Raw genomic sequence first — 14,916 nt, forward strand, 5'->3', positions numbered from 1 at the left:
TGTATGACTCGAAACTATGAGCCGTGTAGTTCTTCGGTGAATAAAATACTTCATTCTCTCTCCTTATCCTCATAGATCAAGCTTGTTATTTTCCACCCATTTTTAGGCTTCAGTTCATGGTCTGTGGTAAAAAAATACAAATTTCCATCTTTATCTAATAAGTATAGCGGAATAACTTTACTGTTATGCGCTTGTATATAGGTTTCCAGATTGAACTCCTCTGACAAGGTCGTTGTCTTAATTTCCCCCTGACCATGCAGCAAGGAGGAAAGTTTTGAAAATGTTACATCCTCGGTGAAAAGTTGACGCCCAACGATCCTGGAGTGCGATGCTTTGCTCTTTTCAAGTTTCTTCCCCTCAGTATTCTGAAGATAATAGATATTTTCGGAACCAAACTCTGATTTGAACCGCGTAGATGCCAGAGCATTCAATGTAGCATGAGGGCTGATAGCCAATAGCTTTCCTATACCGGACAGTTCCATATTTCTGTCTGCATGATCAGAGACGACCCGTCCGTAATAGGTATCAAATCCCTCCATTCTGGCAGTACTGATGTTTTCCCAGTCCGTATCAGCCAACTTTACAGCAAAACCCTGTTGTTTAAGTGACTTTCCTATTTCACGAGAGACACGATTTGCACCAAGGATCAGCATACCGGTGGGCTCAGCTTCTCGAAGACCGAGCCATTGGGCAAATGATCTGGCGCTCAATCCCTGCAGTAGGATCGTGCCCATAATGACCATGAAGGTAAGAGGTACCAGAAGCCGGGCCTCCGTGTACCCAAATTCCTCAAGACGTATAGCAAAAAGGGCCGAAACAGCAGCAGCGATGATACCACGCGGGGCGATCCAGCTCAAGAAGATCCTGGCACGCAGTGTGAGGTCTGAAAAGAGTGTCGATAGCATCACAGAGAGTGGACGTACTACAAAGAGTATGATCCCCAACAGTCCCAGAGCAGGCCAGCCTATATCAAAGAGAGCGAAAAGATCCAGACGAGCTGAGAGGATGATAAAAAGCACAGAGAGAAACAACAGGCTCAAACTTTCTTTAAAAAAGAGTATATCGTCAGTACTTACATTTTTCATATTTGCCAGCACCATACCCATGAGTGTCACTGCCAATAATCCTGACTCATGCGCGATGGCATTGGAGAGTGTAAATATCACCAATACCAGTGTCAAAGTAAACACATGGTGCAGAAAGTTCGGGAGAAGATAATGACGTAATAAAAATGCCAGCAGAAAAGCACCCGATGCACCACTGATGATACCTGTGGCAATAATGGAAGCGAGGGAAAGAGGGATCATTGCTCCGGAGTGCTGAAGGGTAATGGTCTTGTAGACAAGGACGATCAGTATAGCACCGGCAACATCCAATATCACTCCTTCCCAGTGGAGGATATTAGCAATATCTGCATGAGGACGTACTGTTTTCAGCAGTGGTTTAATGACCGTTGGGCCTGTTACCGTCATCAGTGCACCAAAGAGTATGGAGAGTTCCCAGGAGAGTCCTATGAGTAGATGTGTGGATACAGCTACCAAGATCCATGTCAAAACCAAACCAAGCGTGAGCAGCATATAAAGTGGTCTGGTCAAACCTTTGATCTCATGAAACCGCAGTGTCAATCCTCCTTCAAACAGGATAATAGCGACACCCATAGAGACAAAAGGGAAAAGAAGCTCTCCCATCAGTGCATCCGGATCGAACAGTCCAAGCACCGGTCCGACCACTATACCAAACAGAAGCAGGAAAATGATCGATGGAAGTTTAATAAACCATGAGAGCCACTGACTCAAGATACCAAAAAAGCTGACAAGTGCGAATGTGAGCAGTATATATTCTGTCATCGTTAAAAGACCAATCCCTGTAATATTTGAAACCCCAAAGCAAGTACACATCCGATACTTCCCAACAAAGGCAGCCAGTGAGGAAGGCGTATAGCATCGGCATCCAGATCAGGATTACTTTGTTTGATCTTCCATAATGAAAAATGTATCAAAGTAAATACAAAAAGCATGATGCCACTGGTCACCTTGGCAAAAGTGATCAATGGAAACAGGAGTGGAAGAAGCAACATAATAGCTGTAATTACAATGGTTGCCCGCAATGGCAGTATTGAAAAATCAGACATATCGCTCTCTTTTTTTCATAATAAAAGCTCCTGAATGCTCAGCACGAGAATAATCGTTGCCAAAGGAATACCAAAGGCAATGGACAAATGATTCCCCAATACTTTGTTACCTATTGTATATGCGATAGCAAGTTTCGTCAAAGAGTTAGAGAATGTTGCTATAACGATTCCAATAAGTGCAGTATACAACATGAGGTTTCCATCTGTATAAAGTGTACTAAGTGAAAGAGTGATCGCATCAACGTCACTTATTCCAGATAGCAGGGAAGAAAGATAGACCCCTAGCGTTCCAGTCCAATTCTTAAGCAATGTCGTAGCACCAAATACGATACCAAACAGTAAACCAAATTTCAAAGCCTCTTTCAGATCCAGAGGATTTTGATACATAAAATCTATATCGATTGGGCTTTGGTCTGAATGTTTGTACAAATAGTAAACATACATATACCCGGTAATCGTGGCCAAAAGATAAGCTGGAAGAAGTTTTATGGCAATACCTATATCTATGAATGCCGATACGATAATGATTCTGACATACATTGTTGTGCAGGCAAGTGCAATAGCTGAAGCTAAATGACGGGTTGCCTTATTTTGCGTATCAACCTTTTTTGAAAAAGTGATGGTTGTAGCGGTTGAAGATAAGAATCCTCCAAAAAAACCAGCTACCATAACACCTTTGGAAACACCTATGAGACGGGCTGCTATATAACCAGCGAAAGAAAGACCGGATATCAGAACAACCATCATCCAGATAAAATATGGATTTATGATCTGATAGGGATCAATTGTATGGTTAGGTAAAATAGGGAGGATAATAAAAGTAATCAACAAAAATAGTACCATAGAATGTAGGTCTTTATTTTTGGTTTTATCTGTAAGCTGCAATATATTACTACGTATATCCAATATAAAAATAACTACAACTGCGGTAAATGTAGCAACTAAATATAGCCCGTCATAAACGAGCATACCGATCAAAAATGCCACTATAGCTGCAAACGCTGTCGTACTACCAGTTTTTTCCTTATTCAGTGCACGAATGATAAAACTACTTATAAGCAGTGCACCGAATATGAAAGTGATCACTATAGTGATCAAAATAAAGTTTGCCTTGAAATATGCGGCTAAAAACCCAAGCAAAGAGATGATAGCAAAGCTTCTTGCTCCGGTAAACGCAGTATTCTCTTCTCTAAGAGCAAAACTTACTTCTCTTTGCAGACCAATTGAGAAGCCTAGTAGTACGCTAAGTAGTATGGATTTTGCTATGTTGAGATCTAGTTCCATATTTGCTTTTGACCTTTCTGAGACTTAATTCATCTACACTCTAATGCCCTACACTCCATGATCAAACTATAACCATTATAGCATATTGGCTATTTCAGATCATTCTTTGTTGAAGCTGTCTACCACAATGGCCCCCATTGATGCAGGCATGGCAATCAATATGAGTCTTTTTAAAGCGATGATAGGTTCGTCTATAATAGGTAACTTATTTAAAGATAGTAATACTAAAGCCACTACCAGAGCGGAGATGAAATAGGCAATGAAAATACGTAATATGAATATATCGTAGCGTTTGGATACCTGTTTTTGAAAGACACTGTAGTAGGCATAAATGCCTAAAAAGGTCAGAGAGAGCACAAAAACCAGTAAGAGATTGTAAAATGGTAAAGTGATACTCATTTTCCATGCCTCTTCGGTAAAAGAGATCGGAACGGCAAGGGCAAATGCACCAATGGCTATTTGAATGATATCTTCATTGTTGATACGAAGTTTCATTTTCACCTACTTTTCTTTACTAAAAGATCAATCCATTATATCATAATTTCAGCTTCCTATTGAACCTGTACCCAAAGAAGAGAACACTTATAAATTACTTGACTTCATCTTTTTTCAGCACAGCAGAATAGTGGATTTATAGATACTTTTCGTTAAAATAGTCTTATATTCCCGACCACTGTATGAACTATTTAACATACAGAAACGATACAAAGGAGTGCTTTCATGCCTTTTACACCCGAGACACCTTACCTTACGACTGATGGCATCATAGAGTTGTATGAAGGAGATACATTCAAGGGTATCATACTTATCGAGCGTAAAAATGCGCCAAAAGGTCTGGCGCTGCCCGGTGGTTTTGTCGATGTGGGTGAACGTGTCGAAGAGGCTTTAGTCCGTGAGATGCAAGAGGAGACGAACCTGGAGGTAGAGATAAGCACACTGCTTGGTGTCTATTCTGACCCGAAGCGTGATCCCAGGTTTCATACGGCAAGTGTGGTCTTTGTAGCAAAAGCCCAAGGGCAACCCCAAGGCGGAGATGATGCAAAAACAGCAAAAGTTTACGCATTGGAAGAGATACCGATGGATCAACTGGTCTTTGACCATGGTACTATCCTGAAAGATTATCTGCTACAGCTCCATACAAACAAGTAAGGGTATTTTTTGCAAAGTAGTTACGATCTTCTCTTCGCCCTTAAAAAAATGGGCTATCTCAAAACAACCAGAGATCCTCTCTGGTGGCCGAAAAGCGGTACCTTCGAAGTCATCATAGGTGCGATCTTGACCCAGCAGACCAAATGGGAGAAAGTAGAGAGATCACTGGAAAACTTGAAAGAGGCTGGTCTGATATCACTGGAAATGCTCGGCAGAGCGGAAATAAGCCAGATCACTGCATCTATCAAACCCAGCGGTTTTTACAATACCAAAGCCAAAAGGCTTCAACTGCTTTGTCAAAATATTTTCAGTGATTTCCATACTTTTGAAAGGTTTCAAAATGAAGTCACAAGGGAGTGGCTGCTTGAGCAAAAAGGGATAGGGATGGAGAGTGCGGACTCTATCCTTTGTTATGGATGCGGTAGAGAGGTCTTTGTCGTCGACAGCTATACAGCCAGACTCCTTGATGCATACGGTTATCACTTCGAGAGCTATATGCAGATACAGGAGTGGATGCAAGAGGGGATCGAAGCAAACTTTGATAAAATTACCCAAATGTATGGCAGCGAACTGACACTGCATATGCTTTATGCACGTTTTCACGGGATGATCGTGGAGTTTGCCAAAGAGCATATACGAGGCAGGAATGTCAATACGGATATACTCGAAAAATATATAGAAGGATAACACAGTGGCCAACATTGTCATTACAGGATGCAGTACAGGCATCGGACTTGAAACTGCAAAGTATCTCAAAGACAAATTTATCAAGGTCTTTCCTACGGCAAGAGACCCAAAAGATGTAGAGATGTTAAAAGGGCTGGGGTTTGAACATGCCATGCAGCTGGATGTAAGAGACCCTGAAGAGATCACAGCAGTGATCAACAAAGTGCTCGAAATTGATGGCAAGATAGATGTCTGGTTCAACAATGCCGGCTATGGACAGCCCGGTGCGGTAGAAGACATTACAATCCCCGTACTCCGAGAACAGTTTGAAACCAATGTGTTCGGACTGCATGAATGTACAAGACAGATCATACCCGTGATGAGAGAGCAGGGGCATGGGAAGATCATTCAGCACAGTTCGGTACTCGGTATCATCTCACTATTTGGACGTGGTGCCTATAATGCAAGCAAATACGCTATAGAAGGGCTTACAGATACCCTTAGACTGGAGCTTCAGGATACAAAGATCTATCCTGTACTTCTCAATACCGGGCCTATTGTAAGCCATTTTAGACAGACAGCTGTAGAGAAACTTGAAGCAAATGTCGATATAGAACATTCCGTATTCAAAGAGAAATACCTTCGCAGCCTCAAAGAGAGAACACACAAGAAAGTACCGTTCAAAGAGGGGGCTGACGCTGTTGCAGCTGTGGTCCATAAGATCATTTTGGCTGATCGGCCAAAACCGCGTTATTATATTACCAAAGCTACGTACTTATTGGGGTACTTCAAACGGATCTTAAGTACCACATACTTAGATAAACTCTTGAAGAGGATCGATTAGTGCCAAGCGCAACACCAAAACTGTATTAAAAGAGTTTTGCTATAATCTGCGTAATAAAACAATAGGATAGTATATGGATAAGATAAAAATAGGTGTTGTCACCACAAGCGACAGAGCTTCAAAAGGTATCTATGAGGATATCTCAGGTGTAGCCATCATGGATACAATGAAAGAGTACCTGCTCAATGAATGCGAGTATGAATACCGATGTATACCTGATGAACAGAGTCTGATAGAAACCACACTGATAACACTTTCACGTGATGAAAAGTGTGACCTTATCGTTACCACTGGCGGTACAGGCCCGGCACCCAGAGATGTAACCACTGAAGCCACTGAAAATGTGTGCCAGAAACTGCTTCCTGGTTTTGGAGAACAGATGAGAGCAGTGAGTCTGCAGTATGTCCCAACAGCCATACTTTCACGTCAGACAGCAGGGATCTGCAATGGTTCACTCATCATCAACCTACCGGGAAAACCAAAGTCCATTCGTGAATGTTTGGATGCTGTTTTTCCTGCCGTTCCATACTGTATAGATCTTATCGGTGGCGCATACATGGAAGCAAATGAAGATGTGATAAAGATCTTCAGACCTAAAGCAAAATAGGGACATACTAAATAATATGAATGTAGATTTTATAGAAAATAAGATCAATGAGATCATCCAAGAGCTTGAAAAAGAGGTCATGGATGTACTCATGGATGAAAGCCTTGACAAGAAGCAGACAAACCTCCATATGAAACCTCTGACATCCACCAAAAAGATACTCAATAATGCTTTAGAGAGTATCAAAATGGTGGATAAACTGGGAAAAGAAGAGTTAGATAAATAAAAATGACCAATAGTCTCATCCTCATCCTCTTTGTCTTCACTGTTATCCTCTTTTTCTGGGGTGTATTCAAAACAGTCAGAACCCAAAAAAAGATCTTTTTGTTAGCGCTTCTACCCTTTGTGTCTCTGATTGCAGGGATGTTTTTTATTTAACGTACCAAAATTATTGTTACATCCTTACAATAATTTTGAACAATAATTTTCATATAAGCGTAAATAATTATATTTATTCGTTTTTTAACTCTTTTATGCGCCTTTTTTATCCAATTCATTTTATAATCCAAGAAAATTCAAAAAAGGATTATTGATGAAAAAATTCACATCTGCTCTGCTAGCCTCTACGATAATGTTATTGGCCAATGATACGGTAGCACAAACAGAGAATTTACACTGGGGCTATACAGGTCACAATACACCTGATAAATGGGGATCTCTTTCTGAAAAATATAGAGAATGTGGAGTAGGATTGAACCAATCACCTATCAATATTACACATTCACTTCATGCCAATCTTCCACCACTGGCTCCATCCTATCAAAGTGATTCTAAAGATGTTATTGATAATGGGCATACCATACAGATCAATATGGCTCATGGAAGTACAATTAAGGTCGATGACATTGTGTTTGAACTGAAACAGTTTCACTTTCATACACCAAGTGAAAACCATATCAACGGGAAAGCGTATCCGCTTGAAGGACATTTTGTGAATATAGACAAAGATGGGAATATCGCAGTACTGGGTGTGATGTTCACAGAAGGTGAAGAGAATAAGGCTTTAGCAAAATTTTGGGATAAACTGCCAACCAACGAGGGAGAGGTACATACATTGGAACATTCCAAGATAGCCAATGAATTATTGCCAAAAGATAAACATTATTATCGCTTCAATGGTTCACTCACAACACCTCCATGTACAGAAGGTGTAAGATGGTTCGTCTTCAAAGAAACACTCAGTATTTCTAAAGAACAGGTAGCAAAATTCCATAAGATCATGCATGGTGATAACAATAGACCTATCCAGCCTTTAGATGCGAGAGTCGTTGTTGACTAGATCTATTTTCTAGTAGACACCATACCCGCAGCCAACCATGCCTGCATCCCTCCACGGTACCACTTGATCTTTTCAGTTGGATACCCGATCTCAAGAAGCGCGATGATCATAGCGACGGATTGGCTGCACCATGGACCGTTACAAAATACTGCAACGGTTTTTGCTTTTGTAAAATCCAATGAGTCATCTTCATTGATCTTTACACCCAATGTTCGTATATCATGTTCAAATTCAAATTCATAACTTTGACGTTCTTTGAGATGATAAAAAGGCATATTCACTGCACCGGGGATGGTACGATACTCATACCAGTCCTGTTTACGGCCATCAACCAGTATCATAGAGTCATTTTCCTGCATCTCTTTTATGAAAGCTAGAACTTCAAGTTCTCCATAGGTATCGATATCCTCATGCAACTGCATGGGAAGAAGTTTGCCTTTGGTACTCACATAGGTGGATTTACATGCTTCAGGTACTTTTGCATTGGCATAGTTTCCGGTCCACAGCATCTCATTATTGAGAGGTACTTCTTTACAGACTTCCGGGATCTCACGTTTTACAACAACCTGTTTTATCTTACCGTCTGTATCTACCGTTTTTACAGCTACTCCTTCATATTCAAAGCCATGCTCTCCGGCTATTATAAAAACAGTTAGAAATAATGAGAACATTGTCATTTTATAAAACATGATACATCCTTTTTTGAATGACCATAACATAGTGTATGTAGAAAGTGCGTGTAATGAAGTGTAAGCGTATACTGTTATAAAATCATTTTCTTGTAGAGGTCAAACCTGCTGCCAACCATTCCTGCATTCCTCCACGGTACCAGTTTATTTTCTCTGCAGGATATCCAAGATCAAGCAAAGCCAGGATCGCGGTTACAGATAGACTGCACCAGGGTCCATTACAAAACAGAGTGATTGTTTTGGCGTGGGTAAAATCCAAACTATCATCTTCTTCATTCACCAAAACACCCAGATCCTTCATATGCTGTTCAAATTCAAATACATAGTTTGTAGGATCTTTAAAGTGGTTAAAAGGCATATTGACTGCTCCGGGGATGGTCCGATAATGATAGAACTCTTCTTTACATACATCTATAAGCAGCATAGAATCATCCGTTTGCATCTGTTTGATAAAAGCCAAAACTTCCAGTTCACCATAGGTATGGATATCTGTATCCAGATACATGGGGTATATATGACCACCCATAGTATGTACGAAAGTAGACTTGCATGCTTCAGGTACATTGGGATGGGCGTAGTTTCCTGTCCATAGCATCGTATTGGTCACAGGTATGCTTTCACACTCTTTTGGAATATTCCATTTTACCATAGTATAAACACTCTTACCTTTTGCATCGATGCTTTTGACCGCTATGCCTTCATACTCCAGACCAATCTCTTCTGCCAAGAGCAGAGAGCTGATCACCAATACAAATGTGCAGTATTTAAAAAACATCCTTTTCCTTTAATACACACTAGAGTATTAGGAATATAGTAGTATAGAGAGTATGGAAAGCGTGTGTAACGAGAGAAGAGAGACATCAGCATTTTAAATGACTTGGAAAATGCTGGCGTATAGGGCGTATAGTAAGATTATTTATACGTTGGCTGCGACTTTATATGTCGGATCATCCTCTTCATAGGTACAGAAAGGTCCAGCTGTTTTGAGCAAACTCTTACAGTCTTTGGAAAGGTGTCTAAGTGTGAGTTTTTTTCCGGCTTGTTTATATTTATCCGTAATGCTGTCTATCGCTTCCGCACCGGAACTGTCCATGACTCTGGCATCCTTAAAGTCTATCACAACGACGTCCGGGTCATTCTCTACATCAAATTGTTCGTTGAATGAGGTCACCGAAGCAAAGAAGAGCGGTCCTTCAAGTGTGTAGATCTTTCTTCCTTCCTCATCGGTAGAAGTACGTGCAAAGATCTTTGCATGCTCCCAGGCAAATACCAGTGCAGAGATGATGATACCTGCGATCACAGCCACGGCAAGGTCTTCCAGTACCGTGATAATGGTCACCACAACCAGTACAAAGGCATCTGTACGGGGCATGTGCTTGATACGCTTCAATGAAGAGAATTCAAAGGTACCGATACTCACCATGAACATGATACCCACGAGTACCGCTATAGGAATGACCGCGATGATATGAGAAAAACTCACCACAAGAGTGATAAGCAGCACCGCTGCGGTAAAAGAGGAGAGACGGCCCAGTCCGCCGGAGGTAAAGTTGATGACCGACTGGCCTATCATTGCACATCCTGCCATACCCCCAAAGAGTCCCGAAGTAGAGTTCCCGATACCTAACGCGATACACTCTTTGTTCCCTGAACCGCGCTCTCCTCCCATCTCATCCAGTACTGAGAGGGTCAGTAGTGACTCTATCAGCCCGACCAGTGCAACGATAAGTGCGGTTGGCAGGATCACGGCCATGGATGTCCACGTAAAGAGTTCAGACAAAGGCATCACGAACGAAGGCATAGAAACATTTGAAAGGTCTGCAAGGTCACCGACCACTTTCGTATCGATGTGCATAAAATATGTGATCAGTGTCAGCACTACGATCGCTACAAGTCCTGCAGGAACGGCTTTACTGAACTTTGGTAAAAAATGCATCGTTACCATTGTAATAGCTACAATGAGATACATGATATAGTTTTCAGTTAAACTCGCAGAGATGATCTCCATCCAGCCACTGTATTGGTCCATATTTTTAGGTGCAAGGAAAGGAAGCTGTGCCATGGCTATGACAATAGCCAAACCATTCACAAAACCAAAGAGGGCAGGCTGTGGTACAAGACGAATGAACTTACCCATCTTCAGCACGCCGATCGTTATCTGTATGAGTCCCGCTATAATGGAGGTCAGAAGGATATAGTGCAGTACCATTATGCTCAACGCTTCAGTATCGAGATCCGGATACATGGATTTGACAGAAAGACCAAGCCCTACAAATACCACTGCCACTGAACCTGTAGCACCGGAGATCATTCCGGGTTTACCTCCAAGAAGTGCAGTAATAAGACCGATGATAAAGGCCCCGTAAAGCCCGACCACCGGGGAAACACCGGCAATAAATGAAAATGCTATCGCTTCGGGTACAAGAGCAACAGCGACCAATGCACCGGAGAGAATGTCATTTTTAATGTTTTGTTTCGAATAGTTTTGAATGTTGAACACATCAATTCCTTGCTTTATTTATGGTCGGAATTCTACCATAATAGTTTTACAGACGACTTCTTTCACGACAACGATAAATAGGATGTGTTAATGATGCAATTGTCCTGCCAAATATCCGCTGGCAAATGACCATTGAAGGTTATATCCGCCGCAGGGACCGTCAAGGTTCATGATCTCCCCGCAGAAATAGAGTCCTTTTATTTTCCTGCTTTGCATGGTGTAGGGGTCTATCTCTTTGAGATGAATGCCTCCGCGTGTGATCATAGCCATTTTAAAACCGTCGTGCCCAATGATAGTAAGCGGTGTCCATGCCAGAAGTTTAATGAGCTTGTCTCTTGCAGTTCCTGCCTGTTTGTTCAAAGCCAGTGAAGGGTCAACCTCTGCAAGTTTACAGAGTTCCAAACCTACAGACTCAGGAAGCAGGGTTTGAAGCAGTTGCAGCGTGTTACGGTGGGGATCTTTGGCCAGTTCTAGTTTGAAATGGTCACGGATCTGCTCTTCGTTCATCCCTTTGGTAAAGTTGGCAAGTATCGGCACTTCGTCAAATTTACCCAACAGCGGGGTGATCTCCCTGGAAAAATCCAGGACCACAGGACCGCGTATGCCGTCTTTGGTAAAGATAAGATCTCCTTTGGCAGAGAGTTTTTTATATTTTTTCATATCAACACGCATAGCGACTTTTGCTATGGTATCTGCCCTGCAGTTTTTCACCCAGCTCTCTTTGGTCTTGAGCGGCATCATGGCAGGGTAGAGGTCGGTCACCTTATGTCCTACAGACTCAGCCATAGGATAGCCGTCACCCTCAGCACCCAATACGGGGTAACCCATCCCGCCAGTGGCGATCACAACGTTGTCACCTCTAAATGTATCTGTGGCCGTCTTGACTCCCGTCACTTTCTTGCCATCATGCTCCAATGTCTCAGCTTTTTGTGAGCACAACACTTTGACACCAAGGTGCTGCATCTCCTGTTCCATCGCATGAATGATGGTTGAAGAACTATGCGTGACAGGGAAGACCCTGTAGCCATCGGGAGCATGGCTCTCCACACCGAGCTCTTTGAAAAATGCCATCAGTGCTTTATGATCCAAAGTCTCAAGAGCAGGTGTCATAAAACGTCCGTCACGGCCAAATCGTGCCATAAACTCTTCATTGGAAAGTGTGTTGGTCAGGTTACAGCGTCCTCCGCCTGTCGCTTTGAGTTTTGCGCCTATCTTGGAGAGTTTTTCGAGAAGAAGTACAGATTTGCCTGCACGTGCAGCAGTAATGGCAGCCATCATACCCGCTGCCCCGGAACCCACTACGATAAGATCATACTTTGACACTAAGATTCCTTATAAAAATAATCAACATCATAACAAAAAATTGCATAAACCCCTCATCCATTTCACATAGAATACACATAGAAAAGAGTAGAATAATGACACATTCAACTACAAAGGAACAAATATATGAAAAATGTAATAATGATAGGACTGTTGGCTTCAGCAGCGTGGGCTGCAGATTTTTCTCAAATGAGTACAGAAGAGATGATGAACATGCGTGGAAGTGTACCTGTGGATGACCGTCCTGATTTTCGAGAAGAGATGCAAAAACGTATGCAAAGCATGACTCCCGAAGAACGACAAAAATATATGCAGACAACAGGCATGGGAATGGGTATGGGCAAAAGCGGAAAGGGTAACTATTGTGCCCGTATGCAGCCCACGTTTGAAGAATATGATCTCAACAATGACGGTAAGATTACCCAAAGTGAATTGGAAGAGGCACGGGCAAAACGTATGAGCCAGAAAGCCGAAGAGGGTAAAATGTTGAGAAATGCAGGAAAGGCTCCGGCATTTGCCGATATGGATAAAAACAACGATGGTGCATTGAACAAAGAGGAATTTCAACTACATCAGAAAGAATGGAAGAAGCAAAAATGTGTAGGGAATGGTCCAGCTGCAGGTATGGGACAAGGTCAGGGGATGATGAGAAATGCATCCAGTTTTGCAGAGATCGATACCAATAATGATGGTGTCATAAGCCAAGAGGAATTCAGTGTACACCAAACGCAGAGAATGCAAAATAAAGGAAATTGTCCGTCAGGGAATTGTCCCTAGGTTCTAAACACCGATACCTCTATGAAGTCATACAGCCGGTATTCCTGCACTATAGTAGAATACCGCACAAAAAGTATGACATATAACCAATTAGCACATTGAATTTTTCATTACTCTCCTTTAGCACTTTAGCTTCTGAAATACACATACTTTACACACTTAATTGATAGAGTAGAGTAATTTTCTGATACAGAGAAAATAAATCCAATTTCATAGGAAAAAAACCATGAAAAAGCTAATAATCATAGCACTGTTCGCTTCGGGTGCATGGGCTATAGATCAACCTACGTTTTCCGAATTTGATCTTAACAATGATGGCAAGATCACCCAAAGTGAATTGGATCAAGCTCGTACTATTCGTATGGAGCAGAGGGCCGTTGAAGGCCGAAAGCTAAAAAATGCAGGAGAAGCTCATTCATTTGAAGAGATAGATGCCGATAACGATGGATTTATCAGTGAAAAAGAGTTTCTTTTACATAAAACGATACATCATACTCAAGCCTGTATCACCTTTGGCTAAATAGACGCTAAGGATAATGAACAGTCTAGAGTAGATAACGACAAGATATATACATAAACCTTGTCCAACCCATTCCACTTTTGTGGAAATGGGTCATAAACTACAAACCCACCTTTTAAACATCTATGATAAAATACTTCACAATAAAAAGATCACGGTATAATACTAAATAATATCATATAGAAACAGGGAGTCCTTTTTTGACATTTACTATCCAATCCATGCAGGAGATCATCACAACACTTAGTATGAAGGCAAAAGTGTGTGAAGCAGGCAAAATCTTCTGTTTTGAAATAGTTGATCCTGATCTTGGAGAAGGCTATGCAGGTGAAGTATTGGAGATAAAAGGAGAAAGCTATATTTACCGGGGCTACAAAGCATGGACAGACCTGGCAGAACTTTTAATGTGCAAAATGATGACTCCACAAAAAAGTACCTATCCTCGGATTAGACTTACTTTTAAAAAGCTGGAGAGACAAAGCTCTTTTCATACAGCAGGACCCTCAAGTTCGAAAGAAGAAAAATACGGTGTGGACTCCCATTTTTCGCAAATTCACAAAATGGAAGAACCTGCATTTCTTTACTATTACACACAAGCCCTGCAAAATGCCAAGTTAAACCAAAGAAGATCGATCTTGAACCTCGGCATCAATACAGGAGATGAGTTCAGTGTCATCAAAAACAGTTTAGACATACACACCTATGAAAAAATGAAGCTAGTAGGAGTGGACCACTCAAAATCTGCCATCAACTATGCTGAAAGCTGTTTTCCCGAAGAGAATGTGACACTGTATGCACATGACATCAATGATCTAGAGCGTTTAGACCTGGGACGGTTCGATCTACTTGTAAGCATAGGCACACTGCAAAGTCCAAGTATCAACTTCAAGCCTTTTTTTATGTCATTGGTGCAAAACCATCTTGAAAAAGATGCTGCTGTCATCTTGGGTTTTCCGAACAGTCGATGGATAGGGGGAGAGATGATCTATGGGGCCAAAGCACCCAATTATGCCATGAGTGAAATGTCACTGCTCTTTAATGATGTCATTTTTTGTAAAAAATATTTGCAGCAGAAGAAGTTCAGGGTCACACTTACAGGAAAGCAGTACATTTTTTTAACTGCCACAAAGATAATTTGAGTAGAATT

17 protein-coding genes are annotated in these 14,916 nt (G+C 41.5%); 9 read left to right on the forward strand and 8 right to left on the reverse strand.

Translation table 11 applies throughout. From position 1 onward, the window contains the following. Positions 1–50: 50 nt before the first annotated feature. The 4 genes from LDM98_RS02260 to LDM98_RS02275 all read right to left on the reverse strand — a co-directional run bounded on the left by LDM98_RS02260 (position 51) and on the right by LDM98_RS02275 (position 3,910). On the reverse strand, positions 51–1,847 hold the full coding sequence (locus LDM98_RS02260; RefSeq protein ID WP_223897716.1) for a sodium:proton antiporter: 1,797 nt from the start codon (positions 1,845–1,847) through the stop codon (positions 51–53). 2 nt (positions 1,848–1,849) lie between these two features. Beyond that, positions 1,850–2,131 carry a hypothetical protein gene (locus tag LDM98_RS02265; RefSeq protein ID WP_223897717.1) on the reverse strand — a complete coding sequence of 94 codons (282 nt, stop codon included), beginning with the start codon at positions 2,129–2,131 and terminating at the stop codon, positions 1,850–1,852. A 15-nt stretch (positions 2,132–2,146) separates the two neighbouring features. Then, positions 2,147–3,415 carry an MgtC/SapB family protein gene (locus tag LDM98_RS02270; protein WP_223897718.1) on the reverse strand — a complete coding sequence of 423 codons (1,269 nt, stop codon included), beginning with the start codon at positions 3,413–3,415 and terminating at the stop codon, positions 2,147–2,149. Positions 3,416–3,514: 99 nt separating this feature from the next. After that, positions 3,515–3,910 carry a DUF2391 family protein gene (locus LDM98_RS02275; protein ID WP_223899057.1) on the reverse strand — a complete coding sequence of 132 codons (396 nt, stop codon included), beginning with the start codon at positions 3,908–3,910 and terminating at the stop codon, positions 3,515–3,517. Positions 3,911–4,135: 225 nt separating this feature from the next. Here LDM98_RS02275 and LDM98_RS02280 point away from each other — a divergent pair, with 225 nt between their 5' ends. The 6 genes from LDM98_RS02280 to LDM98_RS02305 all read left to right on the forward strand — a co-directional run bounded on the left by LDM98_RS02280 (position 4,136) and on the right by LDM98_RS02305 (position 7,960). Further along, positions 4,136–4,564, forward strand: coding sequence for an NUDIX hydrolase (locus LDM98_RS02280; protein WP_223897719.1), 429 nt, complete (start codon positions 4,136–4,138; stop codon positions 4,562–4,564). Between the two features lie 9 nt (positions 4,565–4,573). Next, positions 4,574–5,251 carry a 3-methyladenine DNA glycosylase gene (locus tag LDM98_RS02285; protein ID WP_223897720.1) on the forward strand — a complete coding sequence of 226 codons (678 nt, stop codon included), beginning with the start codon at positions 4,574–4,576 and terminating at the stop codon, positions 5,249–5,251. Between the two features lie 4 nt (positions 5,252–5,255). Next, on the forward strand, positions 5,256–6,074 hold the full coding sequence (locus tag LDM98_RS02290; protein ID WP_223897721.1) for an SDR family NAD(P)-dependent oxidoreductase: 819 nt from the start codon (positions 5,256–5,258) through the stop codon (positions 6,072–6,074). 73 nt (positions 6,075–6,147) lie between these two features. Next, positions 6,148–6,681: a molybdopterin adenylyltransferase gene (gene mog, locus LDM98_RS02295; protein ID WP_223897722.1), complete on the forward strand. Its 534-nt coding sequence runs from the start codon at positions 6,148–6,150 to the stop codon at positions 6,679–6,681. 16 nt (positions 6,682–6,697) lie between these two features. Continuing rightward, complete coding sequence (locus LDM98_RS02300; protein ID WP_223897723.1) at positions 6,698–6,907, forward strand: hypothetical protein; 210 nt, start codon at positions 6,698–6,700, stop codon at positions 6,905–6,907. A gap of 306 nt (positions 6,908–7,213) precedes the next feature. Further along, positions 7,214–7,960 (forward strand): carbonic anhydrase, encoded by a 747-nt coding sequence (locus LDM98_RS02305; RefSeq protein ID WP_223897724.1) that lies wholly within the window; start codon positions 7,214–7,216, stop codon positions 7,958–7,960. A gap of 2 nt (positions 7,961–7,962) precedes the next feature. On the opposite strand, the gene LDM98_RS02310 is transcribed toward LDM98_RS02305, so the two are convergent. The 4 genes from LDM98_RS02310 to LDM98_RS02325 form a co-directional block, all read right to left on the reverse strand. Beyond that, complete coding sequence (locus LDM98_RS02310) at positions 7,963–8,649, reverse strand: rhodanese-like domain-containing protein (RefSeq protein ID WP_223897725.1); 687 nt, start codon at positions 8,647–8,649, stop codon at positions 7,963–7,965. Between the two features lie 82 nt (positions 8,650–8,731). Then, a complete protein-coding gene (locus LDM98_RS02315) occupies positions 8,732–9,424 on the reverse strand; it encodes a rhodanese-like domain-containing protein (RefSeq protein WP_223897726.1) in 693 nt (230 codons plus the stop codon). 141 nt (positions 9,425–9,565) lie between these two features. Continuing rightward, entirely contained in the window at positions 9,566–11,149 is a 1,584-nt protein-coding gene (locus tag LDM98_RS02320) for a SulP family inorganic anion transporter (protein WP_223897727.1), read from the reverse strand. A gap of 87 nt (positions 11,150–11,236) precedes the next feature. Then, positions 11,237–12,472, reverse strand: a complete 1,236-nt coding sequence (locus LDM98_RS02325; protein ID WP_223897728.1) for an NAD(P)/FAD-dependent oxidoreductase — start codon at positions 12,470–12,472, stop codon at positions 11,237–11,239. Between the two features lie 126 nt (positions 12,473–12,598). Here LDM98_RS02325 and LDM98_RS02330 point away from each other — a divergent pair, with 126 nt between their 5' ends. From LDM98_RS02330 to LDM98_RS02340, 3 genes are all read left to right on the forward strand, one after another. Further along, a complete protein-coding gene (locus LDM98_RS02330; protein WP_223897729.1) occupies positions 12,599–13,249 on the forward strand; it encodes an EF-hand domain-containing protein in 651 nt (216 codons plus the stop codon). Positions 13,250–13,475: 226 nt separating this feature from the next. Then, positions 13,476–13,769, forward strand: coding sequence for an EF-hand domain-containing protein (locus tag LDM98_RS02335; RefSeq protein WP_223897730.1), 294 nt, complete (start codon positions 13,476–13,478; stop codon positions 13,767–13,769). 200 nt (positions 13,770–13,969) lie between these two features. Then, positions 13,970–14,908 (forward strand): class I SAM-dependent methyltransferase, encoded by a 939-nt coding sequence (locus tag LDM98_RS02340; RefSeq protein ID WP_223897731.1) that lies wholly within the window; start codon positions 13,970–13,972, stop codon positions 14,906–14,908. Positions 14,909–14,916 lie beyond the last annotated feature (8 nt).

Source organism: Sulfurovum sp. TSL1, assembly GCF_019972135.1.
Lineage (GTDB): Bacteria > Campylobacterota > Campylobacteria > Campylobacterales > Sulfurovaceae > Sulfurovum.

Coding starts and splice junctions, on each gene's coding strand:
- LDM98_RS02330 (WP_223897729.1), top strand. CDS start 12,599: ATGAAAAATGTAATAATGATAGGACTGTTGGCTTCAGCAGCGTGGGCT.
- LDM98_RS02335 (WP_223897730.1), top strand. CDS start 13,476: ATGAAAAAGCTAATAATCATAGCACTGTTCGCTTCGGGTGCATGGGCT.
- LDM98_RS02270 (WP_223897718.1), bottom strand. CDS start 3,415: ATGGAACTAGATCTCAACATAGCAAAATCCATACTACTTAGCGTACTA.
- LDM98_RS02275 (WP_223899057.1), bottom strand. CDS start 3,910: ATGAAACTTCGTATCAACAATGAAGATATCATTCAAATAGCCATTGGT.
- LDM98_RS02315 (WP_223897726.1), bottom strand. CDS start 9,424: ATGTTTTTTAAATACTGCACATTTGTATTGGTGATCAGCTCTCTGCTC.
- LDM98_RS02305 (WP_223897724.1), top strand. CDS start 7,214: ATGAAAAAATTCACATCTGCTCTGCTAGCCTCTACGATAATGTTATTG.
- LDM98_RS02310 (WP_223897725.1), bottom strand. CDS start 8,649: ATGTTTTATAAAATGACAATGTTCTCATTATTTCTAACTGTTTTTATA.
- LDM98_RS02265 (WP_223897717.1), bottom strand. CDS start 2,131: ATGTCTGATTTTTCAATACTGCCATTGCGGGCAACCATTGTAATTACA.
- mog (WP_223897722.1), top strand. CDS start 6,148: ATGGATAAGATAAAAATAGGTGTTGTCACCACAAGCGACAGAGCTTCA.
- LDM98_RS02280 (WP_223897719.1), top strand. CDS start 4,136: ATGCCTTTTACACCCGAGACACCTTACCTTACGACTGATGGCATCATA.
- LDM98_RS02260 (WP_223897716.1), bottom strand. CDS start 1,847: ATGACAGAATATATACTGCTCACATTCGCACTTGTCAGCTTTTTTGGT.
- LDM98_RS02300 (WP_223897723.1), top strand. CDS start 6,698: ATGAATGTAGATTTTATAGAAAATAAGATCAATGAGATCATCCAAGAG.